17 protein-coding genes, 2 tRNA genes and 1 pseudogene are annotated in these 18,023 nt (G+C 68.4%); 12 read left to right on the forward strand and 8 right to left on the reverse strand.

Going from position 1 to position 18,023, the window contains the following annotated elements:
* Nucleotides 1-130 precede the first annotated feature (130 nt).
* Complete coding sequence (locus ACWEPG_RS20590; RefSeq protein ID WP_450112764.1) at nucleotides 131-808, forward strand: YdcF family protein; 678 nt, start codon at nucleotides 131-133, stop codon at nucleotides 806-808.
* Nucleotides 805-2,100 (forward strand): deoxyguanosinetriphosphate triphosphohydrolase, encoded by a 1,296-nt coding sequence (locus tag ACWEPG_RS20595; protein ID WP_452595161.1) that lies wholly within the window; start codon nucleotides 805-807, stop codon nucleotides 2,098-2,100. The genes ACWEPG_RS20590 and ACWEPG_RS20595 overlap by 4 nt, the downstream gene beginning before the upstream one ends.
* 11 nt (nucleotides 2,101-2,111) lie before the next feature.
* On the opposite strand, the gene ACWEPG_RS20600 is transcribed toward ACWEPG_RS20595, so the two are convergent.
* Nucleotides 2,112-3,299, reverse strand: coding sequence for a dipeptidase (locus ACWEPG_RS20600; protein WP_452595162.1), 1,188 nt, complete (start codon nucleotides 3,297-3,299; stop codon nucleotides 2,112-2,114).
* A gap of 61 nt (nucleotides 3,300-3,360) precedes the next feature.
* Between ACWEPG_RS20600 and dnaG the strand changes: the two genes are divergently transcribed.
* Nucleotides 3,361-5,265: a DNA primase gene (gene dnaG / locus ACWEPG_RS20605; RefSeq protein WP_450112767.1), complete on the forward strand. Its 1,905-nt coding sequence runs from the start codon at nucleotides 3,361-3,363 to the stop codon at nucleotides 5,263-5,265.
* Between the two features lie 15 nt (nucleotides 5,266-5,280).
* On the opposite strand, the gene ACWEPG_RS20610 is transcribed toward dnaG, so the two are convergent.
* On the reverse strand, nucleotides 5,281-5,520 hold the full coding sequence (locus ACWEPG_RS20610) for a hypothetical protein (protein WP_450112768.1): 240 nt from the start codon (nucleotides 5,518-5,520) through the stop codon (nucleotides 5,281-5,283).
* 138 nt (nucleotides 5,521-5,658) lie between these two features.
* Between ACWEPG_RS20610 and ACWEPG_RS20615 the strand changes: the two genes are divergently transcribed.
* A tRNA-Asn gene (locus ACWEPG_RS20615) sits at nucleotides 5,659-5,731 on the forward strand.
* Between the two features lie 431 nt (nucleotides 5,732-6,162).
* Here the strand turns inward: ACWEPG_RS20615 and ACWEPG_RS20620 are convergent.
* Both ACWEPG_RS20620 and ACWEPG_RS20625 read right to left on the reverse strand, forming a co-directional pair.
* Nucleotides 6,163-6,516 carry a hypothetical protein gene (locus ACWEPG_RS20620; protein WP_450112769.1) on the reverse strand — a complete coding sequence of 118 codons (354 nt, stop codon included), beginning with the start codon at nucleotides 6,514-6,516 and terminating at the stop codon, nucleotides 6,163-6,165.
* A gap of 288 nt (nucleotides 6,517-6,804) precedes the next feature.
* Entirely contained in the window at nucleotides 6,805-7,248 is a 444-nt protein-coding gene (locus tag ACWEPG_RS20625; protein WP_452595163.1) for a DUF5994 family protein, read from the reverse strand.
* 935 nt (nucleotides 7,249-8,183) lie between these two features.
* Between ACWEPG_RS20625 and ACWEPG_RS20630 the strand changes: the two genes are divergently transcribed.
* Nucleotides 8,184-8,333, forward strand: coding sequence for a hypothetical protein (locus ACWEPG_RS20630; RefSeq protein WP_450112771.1), 150 nt, complete (start codon nucleotides 8,184-8,186; stop codon nucleotides 8,331-8,333).
* A 92-nt stretch (nucleotides 8,334-8,425) separates the two neighbouring features.
* Nucleotides 8,426-8,499: transfer RNA gene (locus ACWEPG_RS20635), tRNA-Ile, on the forward strand.
* 67 nt (nucleotides 8,500-8,566) lie between these two features.
* Here ACWEPG_RS20635 and ACWEPG_RS20640 read toward each other — a convergent pair.
* Entirely contained in the window at nucleotides 8,567-8,890 is a 324-nt protein-coding gene (locus tag ACWEPG_RS20640) for a hypothetical protein (RefSeq protein ID WP_450112772.1), read from the reverse strand.
* A 633-nt stretch (nucleotides 8,891-9,523) separates the two neighbouring features.
* Here ACWEPG_RS20640 and ACWEPG_RS20645 point away from each other — a divergent pair.
* From ACWEPG_RS20645 to ACWEPG_RS20670, 6 genes and pseudogenes are all read left to right on the forward strand, one after another.
* Nucleotides 9,524-11,095, forward strand: coding sequence for a S1C family serine protease (locus ACWEPG_RS20645; RefSeq protein WP_452595164.1), 1,572 nt, complete (start codon nucleotides 9,524-9,526; stop codon nucleotides 11,093-11,095).
* Nucleotides 11,096-11,252: 157 nt separating this feature from the next.
* Nucleotides 11,253-11,423 (forward strand): annotated as a pseudogene (locus tag ACWEPG_RS20650) (DinB family protein); the annotation flags it as partial.
* Nucleotides 11,424-11,704: 281 nt separating this feature from the next.
* A complete protein-coding gene (locus ACWEPG_RS20655) occupies nucleotides 11,705-12,832 on the forward strand; it encodes an NDMA-dependent alcohol dehydrogenase (protein ID WP_450112775.1) in 1,128 nt (375 codons plus the stop codon).
* A gap of 120 nt (nucleotides 12,833-12,952) precedes the next feature.
* Nucleotides 12,953-13,768: a serine hydrolase domain-containing protein gene (locus ACWEPG_RS20660; RefSeq protein ID WP_452595165.1), complete on the forward strand. Its 816-nt coding sequence runs from the start codon at nucleotides 12,953-12,955 to the stop codon at nucleotides 13,766-13,768.
* Nucleotides 13,769-13,906: 138 nt separating this feature from the next.
* Nucleotides 13,907-14,425: a DUF3145 domain-containing protein gene (locus ACWEPG_RS20665; protein ID WP_450112777.1), complete on the forward strand. Its 519-nt coding sequence runs from the start codon at nucleotides 13,907-13,909 to the stop codon at nucleotides 14,423-14,425.
* 224 nt (nucleotides 14,426-14,649) lie between these two features.
* Nucleotides 14,650-14,853 (forward strand): cold-shock protein, encoded by a 204-nt coding sequence (locus tag ACWEPG_RS20670; RefSeq protein WP_450112778.1) that lies wholly within the window; start codon nucleotides 14,650-14,652, stop codon nucleotides 14,851-14,853.
* 90 nt (nucleotides 14,854-14,943) lie between these two features.
* Here ACWEPG_RS20670 and ACWEPG_RS20675 read toward each other — a convergent pair whose 3' ends face one another.
* The 3 genes from ACWEPG_RS20675 to acpM form a co-directional block, all read right to left on the reverse strand.
* Nucleotides 14,944-16,377, reverse strand: a complete 1,434-nt coding sequence (locus ACWEPG_RS20675; protein WP_450112779.1) for an acyl-CoA carboxylase subunit beta — start codon at nucleotides 16,375-16,377, stop codon at nucleotides 14,944-14,946.
* Nucleotides 16,378-16,469: 92 nt separating this feature from the next.
* Nucleotides 16,470-17,711, reverse strand: coding sequence for a KasA/KasB family beta-ketoacyl-ACP synthase (locus tag ACWEPG_RS20680; protein WP_450112780.1), 1,242 nt, complete (start codon nucleotides 17,709-17,711; stop codon nucleotides 16,470-16,472).
* An 8-nt stretch (nucleotides 17,712-17,719) separates the two neighbouring features.
* Nucleotides 17,720-18,001 carry a meromycolate extension acyl carrier protein AcpM gene (gene acpM, locus ACWEPG_RS20685; protein WP_450112781.1) on the reverse strand — a complete coding sequence of 94 codons (282 nt, stop codon included), beginning with the start codon at nucleotides 17,999-18,001 and terminating at the stop codon, nucleotides 17,720-17,722.
* Nucleotides 18,002-18,023 lie beyond the last annotated feature (22 nt).

The raw sequence follows: 18,023 nt of genomic DNA on the forward strand, positions 1-18,023 counted from the left end.
ATCGGTTGCGGCGTCGATAGCGGTGACATCGAACGGTGCTGTCACCGCATGTCCTTCGTCACCGACCTGCCGCGGCGCCGCCGGGGCGGCGGTGGCCGGTGTCGCGCCCGTCGGCTGGCAGACTTGTGGAGTGAGTTACGCAGCAGCACGCCCCCACGACGACGAGCGTCTCGGGTTCACCGGCACCGTGGCCCGGTGGCTGCGGCGTGCGGTGGTCGGGGCCCTCCTGATCGGACTGCTGTTGGTCGGGGGGACCGCGGTGCGGGTGTGGCAGGTGGCGCGGATCAACGACACCCGGTCCGCGGACGCGATCGTGGTGCTCGGCGCGGCCCAGTACTCGGGGACCCCGTCGTCGGTGTTCGAGGCCCGGCTCGAGCAGGCCGTGAAGCTGTTCGAGCGCGGCGTCGCGCCGACGGTGGTGACGGTCGGCGGTAAGCAGGTCGGTGACCTGTACACCGAGGCGGCGTCCGGCAAGAACTACCTGATCTCCCGGGGCGTTCCGGAGGACCGGATCATCGCGGTCGAGGAAGGGTCGGACACGCTCCGCAGCATCGAGGGCGTCAGCCGGGTGATGGGGGAGCACTCGATGACGTCCGCGGTCCTGGTCAGCGACCCGTGGCATTCGTTGCGCACCCGTACGATGGCCCGGGACGCCGGCCTCGAGGCGTGGACGGCGCCGACCCGGCAGGGGCCCGCCGTGTTCACCCGGGAGTCGCAGTTGCACGGAATCGCCAGGGAGACAGGTGCATTGCTGTGGTACCAGCTGACCCACTTCTCCGCCGACTTCCCGTACACGGCGGTGCAGTGACCGTGTCCGCGTACACCGAGCACGACCTCGACCGGCGTGTCGCCGAGGCGCCGAAGACGGCCGGGCTGCCGGGCACCTCGTCCTCGCGCAGCGACTTCTCCCGCGACCGGGCGCGGGTGCAGCACAGCGCCGCGCTGCGCCGGCTGGCGGACAAGACGCAGGTGGTGGGGCCGCGGGACGGTGACACCCCGCGCACCCGGCTGACGCACTCGATCGAGGTGGCGCAGATCGGCCGGGGCATCGCCGACGGCCTCGGCTGCGATCCGGACCTGGTGGACCTGGCGGGCCTCGCCCACGACATCGGGCACCCCCCGTACGGACACAACGGGGAGAAGGCCCTCGACGAGGTGGCCGCCGACTGCGGCGGTTTCGAGGGCAACGCGCAGAACCTGAGGATTCTCACCAGTCTGGAACCGAAGGTCCTCGGACCGGACGGTGTCAGTGTCGGGTTGAACCTGACCCGCGCCGCCCTCGACGCCGCGATCAAGTACCCGTGGACCCGTCCGGAGCCGGGCGCGAAGTTCGGGGCGTACGACGACGACGCCGAGATCCTCGCCTGGGTGCGCGAAGGCGACCCTGCAACACGGGTGCGGGACGGCGTTCCCGGCATCCGGCGGTGCCTCGAGGCGCAGGTGATGGACTGGGCCGACGACGTCGCGTATTCCGTGCACGACGTCGAGGACGGGGTGATCGCCGGCCGGATCGACCTGCGCGCGCTCGCCGACCCCGCCGAACGCCGTGCGCTCGCCGAGATGGGTGCCGCCGAGTTCCGAGGGCTCGTGGCCGACGACCTGGTCGAGGCCGCGAGCCGGCTGTCGGTGCTGCCGGTGGTCGTCGAGGTCGGACGCTACGACGGCACCCTCGGCTCGTCGGTGGCGCTGAAGAACCTCACCAGCGAGCTGGTCGGCCGGTTCGCGACCGCAGCGGTCACCGCGACCCGGCAGGTCGCCGGCGACGATCCGCTGTCCCGGTACGCCGCCGACCTGGAGATCCCGCCGGTCGTGGCGGCGGAGGTGGCACTGCTCAAGACCGTCGCGCTGCGGTACGTGATGTCCGACGCGGGGCACCGCAACCGGCAGGACCGGCAGCGGGACCGCATCCACCGCGTCGCGCAGTGGCTGACGCAGACCGCGCCGAGCTGTCTGGACCCGATCCTGCTGCCGGCGTGGGAGCGGGCCGGTGACGACGGCGCCCGCACCCGGGTGATCGTCGACCAGATCGCCTCCTACACCGAGAGCCGTCTCGAACGCGTCGACAAGCAGAGCCTCGGCGCGCAGGCGGCCTGGGGTTAGGCGCGAGGCGACTAACCGGGCAGCGTCTGTGCCATCACCCGCAACGTGTTGCCGCCCATGATCGCGCGGATGTCGTCGTCGCTGTGCCCGCGATCGCGCAGTTCCTGGGTGATCACCGCGATCTCGCCGGTGTCCCAGGCGACCGTGGTGGAACCGTCGTAGTCACTGCCCAGCGCGGCGGTCTGCAGGCCGCCGACGGCGATCACGTGCTCGATCGCGTCGACCACCGCGGCGGGGGTCAGCTCGCACACCGCGGCGTCCCAGTAGCCGATGCCGACGACGCCGCCGGTCGCCGCCACCCCGCGGATCTCGTCGTCGGTCAGGTTGCGGTTGACGTCGCAGGTGGCCTGGACGCCACCGTGGCTGGCTACGACCGGCTTCGTCGCCGTCGTCAGCATCTCCGCGATCGCCGGGTGGCTCGCGTGCGCGATGTCGACGATCACCCCGCGCTGCTCCATCTGCTCGAACACCTGCCGTCCGAAGTCGGTCAACCCGTCCTTGTCCACCCCGTGCATCGAGCCGGCGACCTCGTTGTCGAAGAAGTGAGTGAAGCCGGCCATCCGCATGCCCGCGTCGTAGAGCCGGTCGAAGTTCTCGATTCGCCCCTCGAGGTTCTGCAGGCCCTCGACCGAGAACAGCGCGCCGGTCACGTCCAGGCCTGCCGCCCGATCCGCGAGCAACGCCTCGAGGTCGTCCCGGGTGCGCACGACCCGCAGCCGCCCGTCGGAGTCCGCGGCCGCCGTCTCCAGCTTCTCCGCGTGGTACAGCGAGCGTTCCAGCAGCGACCCCCACGTGCGCGGCGGCTGCAGCTGAGCGATGGTCAGCAGGGTGATGTTGTCGGTCTCGCCGGTGTTCGAGTCGTAGTTCTGCCCCTTCGGCGACTTCGACACCGACGAGAACACCTGCAGGGCCACGTTGCCGTCCTGCAGGCGCGGCAGGTCCATGTGGCCGCGGGAGGACCGCTCGAGCAGGTCGCGGTCCCACATCAGGGTGTCCGAGTGCATGTCCACGATCTGCAGGCTGTCGTGCAGTTCGCGGGTTTGCGGGGCGATCTCCGGCAGTGCCGTGTCGATGGTCTTGTTCTGCGCTCGCTCGACGATTCCGGGCGCGAGCGCGAAGAACGCGACCGCGGCGACGGGGACGAGGACGGCGACGCCGATGGCGGTGCGGCGCACCCACCGGCGTGAGGAAGGCGACATGGCGCGAATCCTAGGTCGTCCACCGTGCGGGGTTCCCGGAACGTGCACCTAGACTGTGCTCGTGGCCGGCCGAATTCCTGAACGAGACATCGCGGCCATTCGGGAACGCACCCGCATCGAGGACATCGTGGGGGAGTACGTCGCGCTGAAGAACAGCGGCGGCGACTCGATGAAGGGCCTGTGCCCGTTCCACGACGAGAAGTCCCCCTCGTTCCACGCCCGCCCCAACCACGGCACCTTCCACTGCTTCGGCTGCGGCGAGGGCGGCGATGTCTACTCGTTCCTGCAGAAGATCGAGCACATCTCGTTCGTCGAGGCGGTCGAACAGCTCGCGGACCGGATCAACTACACCATCTCCTACGAGGGCGGCGGGCCGTCCGTCCAGCGCGACCGCGGCACCCGGGCCCGGCTCGTCGCGGCGAACGCGGCCGCGCAGCAGTTCTATGCCGCCCGGCTGCGGGAACCGGACGCCCAGACCGCGCGCGACTACCTGACCGAACGCAACTTCGACGGTCAGGCGGCGCTGACGTTCGGTTGCGGCTACGCCCCCGACGGCTGGGACACCCTGACCAAGCACCTGCTGACGCAGGGCTTCGAGGCCAAGGAGATCATCGACGCCGGCCTGGCCACGCCGGGCAAGCGGGGCACCCCGATCGACCGGTTCCGGCGCCGCCTCGTGTGGCCGATCCGCAACCTGGGCGGCGACGTGATCGGGTTCGGTGCCCGCAAGCTGTTCGACGACGACACCATGCCGGGCAAGTACATCAACACCCCGGAAACCATGCTGTACAAGAAGTCCCAGGTGCTGTTCGGCCTCGACCTGGCCAAACGGGACATCGCGAAGGGGCACCAGGCGGTCGTCGTCGAGGGCTACACCGACGTGATGGCGATGCACCTGGCGGGGGTCACGACCGCGGTCGCGGCGTGTGGCACCGCCTTCGGTGACGACCACCTGGCGATGCTGCGTCGGCTCCTGATGGACGACAGCTACTTCCGCGGCGAGGTGATCTACACCTTCGACGGGGACGCGGCGGGACAGGCCGCGGCGATGAAGGCGTTCGAGGGCGACCAGAAATTGGCCGGACAGTCCTTCGTGGCCGTCGCACCGGACGGGATGGATCCGTGCGAGCTGCGGCAGGCGTCCGGTGACGCCGCGGTCCGCGACCTCGTCGCCCGCCGCGTCCCGATGTTCCGGTTCGTCGTGAAATCGCTACTGGCCGAACATGATCTGGAGACCGCCGAGGGTCGGGTGCAGGCGCTGCGGCGGACGGTGCCCGTGGTGGCGCGGATCAAGGACACGGCTCTGCGGGAGGACTACGCGCGCCAGCTCGCCGGCTGGATCGGCTGGGACGACATCTCCGCGGTGGTGCGGCGGGTCCGGGACGAGTCCCGTCGTGCCGCGTCCCACCGCGGGAAGGCGGAGCCGGAGAAGAGGTTCCGGGAGGAACCGCAGGCGCCGGCGGCGCCCGCCGGGCCGCCGCGCCCCAACCCCCGCGACCCGACGCTGTGGCCGCAGCGTGACGCCCTCAAGGCCGCGCTGCAGCACCCGGAGATCGCCGGGTCCGTGTTCGACTCGCTGCCGCCGGAGACCTTCACCCACCCGGCGTACGCGCTCGTGCGGCAGGCGATGGCCGACGCGGGCGGCACCGCCGCCGGTCTCGGCGGCGCCGAGTGGATGGACGCGGTCGCCAAGCTCGCCGACCCGTTGCAGTCGTTGGTCACGGAACTGGCCGTCGAACCGATCCGGGCCTCCGACGTTCCCGACTACGTGCCGCGCGTCCTCGCGCGCCTGCAGGAGGTCTGGGTGGGTCAGCAGGTCGCCGACCTCAAGTCGCGCCTGCAGCGCATGTCCCAGGCCGACCGGCCGGACGAGTACATGTCGCTGTTCGGCGACCTCGTCGCGCTCGAGCAGTACCGCCGCAGCCTCCTCGAGCAGGCCGTCGGCGACAACGCCGAGGACCTCTGAGGCCCGCGGTCCGCCCTACAGGCGGTCGCGGGGCACGTAGATCTGCGTGTTCTCGTCGATCGGCTTGAGAGGCTCGAGCTTCGGCTGCGGGTTCAGGCTGTCGGAGAGCTTCTGCCTGCCCACCTCGATCGCCTTCTTCGTCGCCGGGCTCTCGATGATCGCCTTCGTGGTCCGGGTGATCTGTTCGTAGCGGGCGCGGCCGGCCTTCGTGCCGAGCACGTATCCCGCCGCGACCCCGATCAACAAGCGCATCATGAACTGCTTTCCCTCCTGTCGAACGGCCTGACCAAGTGTGCCTGACCGGCCCACGGGCAGGCGATTTGGTACCAGGGTGGGTCTATGGGTTAAAGTCTGTTCCGCAGCCAAGAGAGAAACACCGGCTGCCGAAGGTAATCCCCTGTAGCTCAATTGGCAGAGCTTCCGACTGTTAATCGGACGGTTGCTGGTTCGAGTCCAGCCGGGGGAGCAACCAGGAGAGCCCTTCACCTGCGGAAGCGTGGGTGGGGGGCTTTTTCCGTTTCAAGAGCTCGCGGCGTCCCTGTCGCGGATTGTCACAACCGATCCCAAACTCGCCGCAGCCACGGCCAAGGCATCAGCCCGGGGGTGCGCGCGTCCTCAGGGCGAAGGACGAATCCGCGTGGCCGAGCCACGCTGAGATCACTGCGATCGGATCCCCCTTGCAGGTGCGTCAGCGGGCCGCGGGTGTGACGAGCATCATGAAATCGCACTCGAGTCGCTGGAATCGACTCGAGCGAAACCTACCGCGCAGGCGCGTGCAAGTGGTGGTGCGGCGCGAGTAGTTGACGCCCGGGGTGGCCAGGGACCATTGGCCGGACAAACCGGTGCGGTTTGACGCTTCCCTCGCCGCCGCGTATCGATTTGCGCTTCCGGCTTGATTCAGGCTCCGGCGTGACGCTGGTGGCGGAGCGCTTCGCGTCGCCGCCGCATGAACTCTGTCTCGACCTCAGTCTGTGCTTCCAGTCGCTGATCGTTTCGTCGTCGTTCGAGTGCGACACTGATGCGCGCGGGGGCTGTTTTGAGGTGTAGTGCGCGGGCTCGGCGAGCGGACGATTCGTCGTGGAGTACGCGCGATGCGGTGCGGTCCCAGTTGATGAGGATGCGCTCGTATGTCAGTCTCGCCGGGGCCGTGGCGTGAATGCGGCGGACGCCGAGCTGCTCGATGAGCTCCAGCTGAATGCGGAGTATCCGATAGTTGAGTCGGGCCACCGCGATCGTGAGTTCGGACATCATCTCCGGGATCCTTTGGGTCGGTCTGATCGCGGCGTGGGCGACGGCAGCGCCACGCCCGCGTCGAGCATCTCGTCGGCTCGTGAGTGAGTGTGAATTCGAGCCTGCGAAACAGCCAGGAAAGCTGTTGCCCACACGTTTCCGGGCTGCGGGGAGCCGGCTACTCTGAACCGGCGCCGAATCCATGCACAAACGCCACCTGCTCGGCCCGGGTTGTGTCCTCATCGGCGCGACCGGTGGCGCGTGGCACCCCTCGGCACCCGTCACTGCCGCGCTCGTTCGGTGGCTGACCTACTGGTTCCGAATGATGTCGCGCATCAGGTCATAGCCGTGTTCCGCGGTCATGCCGGCGGCGATCACCACAAGGACCATTCGGTTTCCGTTCTCTCCGAATACGTACATGACATTCGCGGGTTGGTCAGGTAGCGGGCCTGTCACCTGGATGTCGTCTGCATCATCGACACGGTGTTGATTGGAACTCACTGCGTTCCAGTCGAACGTGACGCGCGAGATCGGTCCGATTCGCAGTGTGAGCGCGGTGGCCAGGTCGTGGAGTTCGCTTTTCAGGTTCGTCGTCCATGGGCACCAGACTCCATCGACCGGAGCGGGATGATCCGATCGTTGGGTGAGCAGCAACCGGGGCGTCCGTGTCGGGTGTACGAACGGTCGCCGGTTTCCCGGCGTTGGCGCGTGTGCACCCATGTCGAAATGCGAGGGGATGTGCGGTCGAGTCATTGCGACTCTCCTTGGGGCCGCGAATCGGCCGGTGATGTTCCAATCGGCGCAGACCGGAGATATGTCAATTCCAGTTCGTAGGGCGACCGACACACACGAGCGTACAGGCATTCCTCTCGTGCGGTCCGGATGAGCGCCTCGCCGGCCACTGCCGCGAGTGTGGTGCGATCGTGCGACGGCCGCCGTGCAGCGGGGCAGATCCCCTGCGGGACCAGTGGGCGAAACGGGTTGGTGACGTGACCCAGGCCGGCCGCCAAGACAGGCGCGACCGGCCGGGGTGGCGCCACCTGACGTCGGGGGAGGATGGCGTCGCGTGTCACCGTATGGGTGAGCTCACTCGATCACTCCCGAAATGCAGTCTGACGACGCATTCCGTTGTCCTTCAATAGCATTGAATCAACGGCCACGACGCTTCCCTCGCGCATGGGCCGCGGCCGCAGAACAATCGGTGGGGGGAGCAGCTGGTCCGGCGGGGGAACAGATCCCGTATTGACGAACTTGACGTCCTCGGTTGACTGTCCCTCGCTGGGATCGTAGTAGCCGAAGGCGAGCGCGTCTTCGGTGGTGACGGGTCGTGGCGCACCGACCGATCTGTTCTGGCTGGTCGTCGTTCTCCACCGGCTTCCATGGGCCTGCCGGGCCGGACTGCTGATCGAACGGTTGCTGGTTCGAGTCCAGCCGGGGGAGCCGCGAAAACCCCTCCATCTGCTTCGCGCATGTGGAGGGGTTTTTTCGTTTCCGTGCGGCGTACGGGAAACGGCAAAGGTCCCCGACCTGTGTACGCAGGTCGGGGACCTTCGTCGTCCGCGGCGTCGCCCCGGGGCCGGACGTGACTCAACTCATGCCGGCCTCGGGAGCGATCAGGGACCTTCGCCCCTGTTGTCGCCGTGTCGAGGGTGGAACGCTCGCATTGTCGACGAAGGGCGAGGAAGAAGATGCAGAATTCGCGAACTCTGTCCAACACACATCTGCTGGCACCGCGCGATGCCGACGAGCGGGTGGCGCGGGCGCGGTTCGTGCTGGCGATGCTCACCGCGGTCGCGGTCGTCGCATCGGCCGTCCTGCTCGTGATGGCGATGGCGTAGTCGACAGGGCGACACCTCACCTGGACATCCGCCCGCTGCGGGTCCGTCGGGGGTGCACCGGTAGCATTCGGTGCGCCCGCAAGCGGGCGGATGGGGCGGTAGCTCAGTCGGTTAGAGCCGTGGACTCATAATCCATTGGTCGCGGGTTCGAGCCCCGCCCGCCCCACACAAGTGATTGAGACTTCCGGGTGGATCGATCTGCAGCGGGACCGTACGAACGCGTGAGTGAACGACTACTCGTTGGCGGCGGCGGTCGAGCGGAATTGCGCAGTTCGGTTCAGTGCCTCCCAGGCGGCGTCGTAGCGTTTGACGGTCACTTCGTCGGCATCCCCGAGCAGAGCGTCCAGCAGGCAACGCGGGTTGTGACGCCAGGCGTGCGCGGCATAGGCCACGACATAGTTGGGGAACAGACCCGACCGAGCCAGGGCGTGAATCCAGTCGCCGATCTCACCCCGGTGGATGCGCTCGACGGTGTCGTCCACGAATCCCTCTGTAACGAAGTCGCGGGAGAATACTGCGGTGACATAGTCGTTGCAGGTGAGCAGATGATTCTTCATCGGTGCGGGCACCTTCCTTTGGAGCTGATGCAAAGGGTCCGCGCGGTCCGACTGGACGGCGAGCGATGCCGGGAGCTTCACCTACCAGCTTGAACATGTGCGGCAGAGCACATCTTCGGTCGCGCGGCGCCTGGGGGCATGCGTGGAAATACCTGGTGACATACCTGCCTTTGCCGTGCGCGTGGCCTGCTTCCCGCACGGCAGGCGACGGACGCACTGCTGCCTCGAACCGGAGGGCCGACGCGTGCGATGTCGGTGTCGCGACCGGCCGCCTCGTTGCCCGAAGTGGCCCCGCGGCTCGTCGTTGCCGCGATACCGTGCCCGCAGGGGGTCGGCTGTCGGCCGCGCCTCACCCCCCCCCAGATTCCCGGCCGGGGAACTCCCCAGAAACCTGGGATGGCCCCACCGTGCCGGATCGCGAACGCTGAGCCGGTGACGAATTCAGCCGCCGCAACGTCCGGCCTGGAGCCGGTCCCGGCCCGTGGGCCGAAATGGTTCCCGCGACATCAGGACTGCTGACTCTGTCCTCGGGACACCCGGTCCCGGCAGGCTGACCGACACCCCCTGCGTCACCGCCGTGGGCGAGCTCACCTGACCTTCCCGCGCCGCCCGCGCTTTCTCCACAGGAGCACCATGAAACACATTTCCCACCGCCGACTCCCACGCCGAGCGCGTGTCGGCGCCTCGGCCGGGCTCGTGGCCGGCGCGCTGCTGCTGTCCTCCTGCTCGTTCTCCTTCTCGATGGGCGGCGCCGATGCCGCCGACGGTGGCGTCGGGTTCGAAGACCTGCAGTCCGCGACCATCCAACTCGAGGCGGTCGGCACCTTCGTCTCCCCGCAGGAGGGTGCCTACGAGGCGGCCGGACGCGGATCGGGCTTCCTGATCTCCTCGGACGGCTACGCGCTGACGAACAACCACGTGGTCACCGGCGCGGGCACGCTGAAGGTGTGGCGGGGCGGCGACCAGAGCAAGACGCTCAACGCCCAGGTCAAGGGATCCTCCGAGTGCCTCGACCTGGCCGTCGTGAAGATCGACGGAAACGACCTGCCGTACATCGGGATTCGTGAGGACGACGTCGCCACCGCAGACGAGGTGTACGCGGCGGGGTACCCGCTCGGAGATCCGACATTCACGATGACGAAGGGCATCGTGTCGAAGGCGGACACCCCCGCCGACACACCGTGGGCGTCGCTGGAGCACGTCATCGAGCACGACGCCCGGATCCGCAGCGGCAATTCCGGTGGACCACTCGTCGATCCGGACGGTCGCCTCGTCGGCGTCAACTATGCGGGCGACGAGCAGCACGACACCAACTTCGCGATCCATCGCGACGAGGTGCGCCGGATCGTCGACGACCTCCGGGACGGGAAGAACGTGCTCAGTCTCGGCATCAACGGGGAAGCCGTGACCTCCGACGACGGTGAGGGGCTGGGCATCTGGGTCAACTCGGTGGCGTCGGGATCGTCCGCCGACAAGGCCGGCGTGGAACCGGGCGACCTCCTCACCAATATGGAGGGCGTCGCCCTCGGCGCCGACGGAACTCTCTCCGAGTACTGCAACGTCGTCGAAACCCACGGCCAGGACGCCACCCTGTCCGTGGAGGTCTACCGGCCGGCCACCGACACCTACCTGCGCGGCCAGTTCAACGGCGACCCGCTGGAGGCGACCACCACGGTCAGCTCCGGACTGGTCGGGGGCGCCGGGGCGCCGACCGCTCAGGCGACCGCCGCCGGGTTCACCACGGTGACCGACGATTCCGGTGTCGTCAGTGTGCAGGTGCCCGAGTCGTGGTCCCAGGTCGACGGAACACAGTTCGTGGACGACAAGGGCAACTCCTACTTCGGGGTGGAGGCCAGCTCGAATCTCGACCAGTACAAGAACGGCTGGGGGGCGGTCGGCGCCACGGTGCTCGGGTCCGAGGAGGCGGTCGCGAACTCCACGCCGGAGGATCTGCTGAACATGGCGGGCAAGGACCTGCCGGCGGCCGGCTGCGTGTCCCGGGGACGGATGGACTACAGCGACGCCCTGCACACCGGCCGCTTCGAGGCCTGGGAGAACTGCGGACCGGAGAAGGCGAAGTACATCTTCGTGGCGGCGCAGGCGGACAGCGGCCGCTATCTCGCGCTGGTGGCGGTCCAGGCGAACAGCGAGGCGGACGTCGCCGCCGCCGATCGGGTGGTGAACAGCTTCACCGTCGATCTCTGACCACGGGCGGTTCGCCGCCCCTGACCGACAGTTGGGGTGTCCGTTCGAGGGGAGCGGACACCCCGGCTGTCACCTGCCGTGTACCGCCTCGTATTCGGCGATCGGGGCGTTCGCCGACCGTCCTTGCGGTGAATGCACACCTGCGTAGGGTGGGCGCATGGCGATCGCTCCGGACACCAAGAACTGGACCTGGGTCGTCGAACGACCCTGCCCCGACTGCGGATTCGACCCGTCCGCGGTCGAGTTCGGTCGGTTGCCGGAGCTGGTCCGTGCCAATGCCGAGCGCTGGCCTGCGGTGCTCGCCCGCCCTGACGTCGCGGTCGACCCTGGCGGTGTACTTCCTCCACGACCCGGTCCATCATCTGCACGACGTGCACGGCTGACGGACTCGGTACCTGGTCTTCGAGCACCCGCGCGAGGCGTCGTCGACACGCTGACATGACCGGCCGGTAACCGCTTCCGACCTGGCGATACGCCTCTACGTTAGAGCCTGTTACGGAATTCTTCTAGAACGTGTTCCAAAACGCCGATTTTCGGGCTATCGTGTGCGCTTGTGATCACCGTCACCTCGATCACCTGTAGTTGACGTGGACGAAAGGCCGGAACGAAATGAAGACAAAGGGCGCGCTGCTGTGGGGTCTCAACGAGCCGTGGTCGGTCGAGGAGATCGAGCTGGGTGATCCCCGAGAGGGCGAAGTCCAGATCCGTATGGAGGCGGCCGGTATGTGCCACTCCGACTACCACCTCGTCACCGGCGCCACGCCGATGCCGTCCTTCCCGGTGCTCGGCGGGCACGAGGGCGCCGGCGTCGTCACCAAGGTCGGCCCGAACGTCAAGCGGCTGAAGGAAGGCGACCACGTCGTCCTGTCCTTCATCCCCGCCTGCGGCACCTGTGATCCGTGTACGCAGGGTCACTCGAACCTCTGCGACCTTGGCATGGGTCTGCTGACCGGCCAGTCCATCTCCGACGGTTCGTACCGCATCCAGGCCCGCGGCCAGAACGTCATCCCGATGTCGCTCCTCGGCACCTTCTCGCCGTACATGACCGTGCACGAGTACTCCGCGGTCAAGATCGACGAGCACGTCCCGTTCGAGGTTGCCGCGCTCGTCGGCTGCGGCGTCACGACCGGTTGGGGCTCGGCGACCAACGTCGCGCAGGTTCGCCCCGGCGACTCCGTCGCGATCGTCGGTGTCGGCGGCGTCGGCATGGCCGCGCTGCAGGGCGCGGTGGTCTCGGGTGCGCGCAATGTCATCGCCATCGACCCGGTCGCGTCCAAGCGCGAGCGGGCCCTCAAGTTCGGTGCCACCCACGCCTACGCCAGCCTCGAAGAGGCCATCGTCCCGGTCATGGAACTGACCTGGGGCAAGATGTGCGACAAGGTCATCCTCACCATGGGCGAGATGGACGGCGCTATGGTCGACCCGGCGCTGACGCTGACCGCCAAGGCCGGCACCTGTGTCGTGACGTCGATGGGCAACATGTCCGACATGGACGTGAAGATGAACCTCTTCCTCTTCGCGATGCTGCAGAAGACCCTCAAGGGCAACGTCTTCGGTGGTGCCAACCCGCGCCACGAGATCCCGATGCTCCTCGACCTGTACAAGTCGGGTCAGCTGAACCTGCAGGACATGATCTCCAACACCTACAGCCTCGAACAGATCAACGACGGCTACCAGGACATGCTGGACGGCAAGAACCTGCGCGGCGTCATCAAGTACACCGACGCCGACCACTGACGTCCCCGCAACACCGAGCTCTCCGCGACACTGACATCGCTGCACCACCCGACGCCGGGCCGCCCACCGCGGGCGACCCGGCGTCGTCGCGTCCGGGACCCCTCCTCGTAGGCTGACGGGATGCACAGTCTCGCCGCGATCGACACCTGGCCCGTCGACCACGCCGCTGCCGCGGCGATCGGCCCGGACGGGGTGCTCGCCACGGCGGGGGAGCAGGACCGGGTGTTCGCGTTGGCGTCGGTGACCAAGCCGCTCGTCGCCTACGGGGTGCTCGTCGCGGTAGAGGAAGGTGCGGTCGAATTGGACCAGCCCGCCGGCCCGCCCGACGCGACCGTGCGACACCTGCTCGCGCACACCTCGGGTCTCGCGTTCGGCGACCGGACCGTGCAGGCGCCCCCCGGGGCCAAGCGCATCTACTCGAGCGCCGGGTTCGAGGTTCTCGCCGAACTGGTCGAGGCCGAGACGGCGATCGCGTTCCCGGAGTACCTGCGCCAGGCGGTGTTCGAGCCTCTCGGTATGACCGACACCGCACTGGAGGGATCGGCCGGGCACGGCGCCCGCGCCACCACCGCGGACCTGACCCGCTTCGCGCTGGAGTTGCTGCGGCCGCGGCTCCTGTCGGTGCCGACCCTGGCCGAGGCGACCACGGTCCAGTACCCGGGACTGCGCGGCCTCCTGCCCGGCTACGGGATGCAGCGACCCAACGACTGGGGCCTGGGTTTCGAGATCCGCGCCGAGAAGTCACCGCACTGGACCGGGACCACGAACTCGGCTGCCACCTACGGTCATTTCGGGCAGTCCGGCACGTTCCTGTGGGTCGATCCGGCACGTTCACTGGCCTGTGTGGCACTGTCCGACCGGGCCTTCGGCGACTGGGCGAAGGAGGCGTGGCCTCCGGTGAGCGACGCCGTCGTCGCCGAGTTCGGCACGCACTGAACGATCCCGCCGCGACGGATTCTGGTTTCAACTGGCGTACCACTGGCCACTGGGGGCACACTGTTACCGCGCCGTGGCACGACCGCGACGACAGAGGCCGTTGGGGAAGACGACCCTCGTCGAAGCTGGAGGTGCCCTGTGCGCGAATGGGATGAGTTCGTCGACGCGACGAACGGTGTGCTTCACGTGCACTCGTCGCCCGCGGCGCTGTGCCCGCACATCGAATGGGCCCTCGCCGCAACCCTCGACTGCCGAGCCAACCTGAAATGGACCTCCCAACCCGCCTCGCCCGGCCAGTTGCGGGCCAGCACCGACTGGATGGGTCCGGTCGGCACGGCGGCCCGGCTCGTCCATGCACTGCGCGCCTGGCCGATGCTGCGCTTCGAGGTCACCGAGGAGGCCAGCGAGGGCGTGGACGGCGAGCGGTACTGCCACGCACCGGGCCTCGGCCTGTGGCGGGGCTCGATGAGCGCCAACGGGGACGTGATCGTCGGGGAGATGCGGTTGCGGTCCCTGATCGCCCAGCACGGCGGCACCGACACGCTCGCGGTCGAACTGCAGCATGCCCTCGGCTCGGAGTGGGACACCGAACTCGAGCCCTACCGCAGTGGCAGCGAGGGCGCCGAGGTCACCTGGCTGCGCCGCGACGTCGGCTAGACGCACCGGGGAATCATTACGGGTGCCGGTGCGTTGAAGCAGTCGGCCGTAGTTTTTGTGTGTTTGTGTACCAACTGCACGCTCGCAAGGAAACAGTGTTGCGGGCGCCGTGCAGCCCTTCAGGTACCTGAGAAATCCCGTTCAGTGTCTGGAGACGCGCGTTGCGTCTGAAAACCGGCCCGGTCCGCAAGGTGCGGTCCGACCAGCCCTGAAAAGGAGTTTCCATGACTCAGGGAACAGTCAAGTGGTTCAACGCGGAGAAGGGTTTCGGCTTCATCGCGCAGGACAACGGGGGCCCGGACGTGTTCGTGCACTACTCCGAGATCACCGGTTCCGGATTCCGGAACCTCGAGGAGAACCAGCGCGTGGAGTTCGAGATCTCCCAGGGCGCCAAGGGCCCGCAGGCGACCGGCGTCCGCGCGGTCTGACACCCACCCGCCGGTGAACCACCGGCACGAGACGACGAGGGCCCCGACCGTTGCGGTCGGGGCCCTCGTCCGTTCACATGTCGCGGCGGATCACAGCGGGATGTTCTTGTGCCGACCGCGGCGGGCGGGGGCGGCGGCGAGCGCCGTGGTGAGCAGACTGCGGGTCTGCGCGGGCTCGATCAGTTCGTCGACGACGCCGATGGACATCGCTCGCCCGACGCCGCCGGCGATCGCCTCGTGCTCGGCGGCCAGGCGGTCGTGCAGCGCCTCGCGCTCCTCCTCGGGGGCAGCCGCCAGGGCCCGCTTGTGCAGGATCCCGACCGCGGCCTTTGCGCCCATCACGGCGACCTCGGCCTCCGGCCACGCGTACACCGCGGTGGCGCCGAGGGCCCGGGAGTTCATCGCGATGTAGGCACCGCCGTAGATCTTCCGGGTCACCAGGGTGACGCGGGGAACGGTGGCCTCGGCGAAGGCGTGCAGCAGCTTCGCGCCGCGGCGCACCACACCCTCCCATTCCTGGCTGACGCCCGGCAGGTAACCGGGGACGTCGACGATGACGACGAGCGGGATGCCGAACGCGTCGCACAGCCGCACGAACCGGGCCGCCTTCTCCGCGCTCTCGGAGTTCAGGCAGCCGCCCAGTCGCAGCGGGTTGTTCGCGATGACGCCGACGGTGCGGCCACCGAGCCGGCCGATGCCGGTGACGATGCTGCGCGCCCAGTTGCCTTGCAGCTCTTCGAGGCTGGACTCGCCGTCCACGTTGTCGAGCAGTTCGTGCACGATCGGACGGACGTCGTAGGCGCGCTTGGCCGACTCGGGCATCAGGGCCCGGAGGTCGGTGTCGCCGCGGCGGGCGGCGTCCACGTCGAACTCGCCCTGATCGGCGATCATCGACACCAGCCGGCGGGCGCGGTGCAGCGCGTCGAGTTCGTCGTGAGCGGCGATGTGCGCGACACCGGACTTCTTGGTGTGCGTCGCGGGGCCGCCGAGCGACTCCATGTCGACCTGCTCGCCGGTCACCGAACGCACCACGTCGGGTCCGGTGACGAACACGCGGCCCTCGGGCGCCATGATGACGACGTCGGTCAGCGCCGGACCGTAGGCGGCCCCACCGGCGGCGAAGCCGAGGACGACGGAAATCTGGGGGATCAGGCCGGACGCGCGGACCATGGCTTCGAACACGAGGCCGACGGCGTGCAGGGCTTCGACGCCCTCCGCCAGCCGGGCCCCGCCCGAATGCCAGACCCCGACGATCGGGACCTGCTCCTCGATCGCGGCGTCGATCGCCGCGACGATGTGTTTGCAGCCCTCCACTCCCATGGCGCCGCCCATCACGGTGGCGTCGGAGCAGTAGGCGATGGTGCGGACGCCGTCGATCTCGCCGGACGCGGCGAGGACGCCGGACTTGTCGCGGGGATGAAGCGTCGTGGTGGTCCCGGCGTCGAACAGTTTCTCGAGCCGGGCGAGGGGATCGCGAGGGTCGAGCTGCGAATCGGGTCTGGTGACTGGATCCAGAATGGTCATCGCCGGTCCTCCTTCATAGCGAGCCGCTGACTGTGGGGAGGTGAGGGGCCCGGCTTCCGGGCCCCTCACCTGTCGAACTGCGAGCCGACCCGTCAGGCGCGGCCGAAGGCGAGCGCAACGTTGTGCCCACCGAATCCGAACGAGTTGTTGATGGCGAAATCGATCTGGCCGGCGCGGGATTCCCCCTTGACGACGTCCAGGTCGATCTCTGGATCCTGATTGTCGAGATTGAGCGTGGGGGGAATGACCCCGTCACGCACACTCAGGACCGTGAGCACCGATTCGAGCGCACCGACGGCGCCGATCGAGTGCCCGAGCGCGGACTTCGGTGCGTACACCGCGGCGTGGTTGCCGACCGCGGCGTTGATGGCCTTCGCCTCGGCGGTGTCGCCGATCGGGGTCGCGGTGGCGTGCGCGTTGACGAACGAGATGTCCGACTTCGCCAGTCCCGCGGTTTCGATGGCCCGGGTCATCGCCCGCGCCGCTCCGGTGCCCTCGGGGTGCGGCGCCACGATGTGGTAGCCGTCCGAGGTGATGCCCGCACCCAGCAGTCGTGCGTGGATGGTGGCACCGCGCGCCTTCGCGTGCTCCTCCGTCTCGAGGACCATCATCGCTCCGGCCTCGCCGAAGACGAATCCGTCGCGGTCCTTGTCGAACGGCCGCGACGCACCCGTCGGGTCGTCGTTGCGCGTGCTCAAGGCCCGCATCATCGCGAAGCTCGCCGTGGCGACCGCGTCGAGTTCTCCCTCGACACCACCGGCGACGACGATGTCGGCGTCACCGAGCGCGATCATCCGGTACGCATGCGCGATGGCCTCCGAACCCGACGAGCAGGCGGAGACGGGCGTGATCACACCGGCGCGAGCGCCGAGTTCGAGTCCGACGGTCGCGGACGGACCGTTCGGCATCACCATCTGCACGGCGAACGGGGACACCTTGCGGTACCCGCCCTCCCGCAGCTTGTCGACCGCGTCGATGAGCGATTCGCCGCCGCCGAGGCCGGTGCCGATCACGACACCGAGGCGGTCCTTGTCGACCTCCGGGCTGCCGGCGTTCTCCCACACCGTGCGGCCCAGCGTCAGGGCGAGGCGCTCGGCGAAGCTCATCCGCCGGACCTCGACCCGGGAGAGCGACTCGTTGGGGCTGACCTTGAGCTTGCCACCGATCCGGACCGGGAGGTCGAACTCGTCGACGAAACCGGTCAGCGTGCCGATGCCGCTCTCACCGGCGAGGAGGGACTTCCACGTGGCATCCACGTCACCTGCGAGTGACGTCGTAGCCGCGAGACTGGTGACGACGACGTTGGGCAACGTCCGCGGAGATGTGGAAGACACGTCGAGGCTCACTCGCTGTCGGTGGAGCCGGTCTGGACGCCCTCGGCCTCGAGCTTCTGGATGTACGTGACGGCGTCACCGACGGTGCGCAGGCTGGCGAGATCCTCGTCGGGGATCTTCACGCCGTACTTGTCCTCGGTCTGCACGGCGATCTCGACCATGGAGAGCGAGTCGATGTCGAGGTCGTCGACGAAGGACTTCTCGATGGTCACCTCGGACGGCTCGATGCCGGTGACTTCCTCGATGATCTCGGCGAGACCGGCGATGATTTCTTCCTGGCTGGTGGCCACTGGGTGGCTCCCTTCTTGATGG

It is taken from the genome of Rhodococcus sp. NPDC004095, assembly GCF_053604015.1.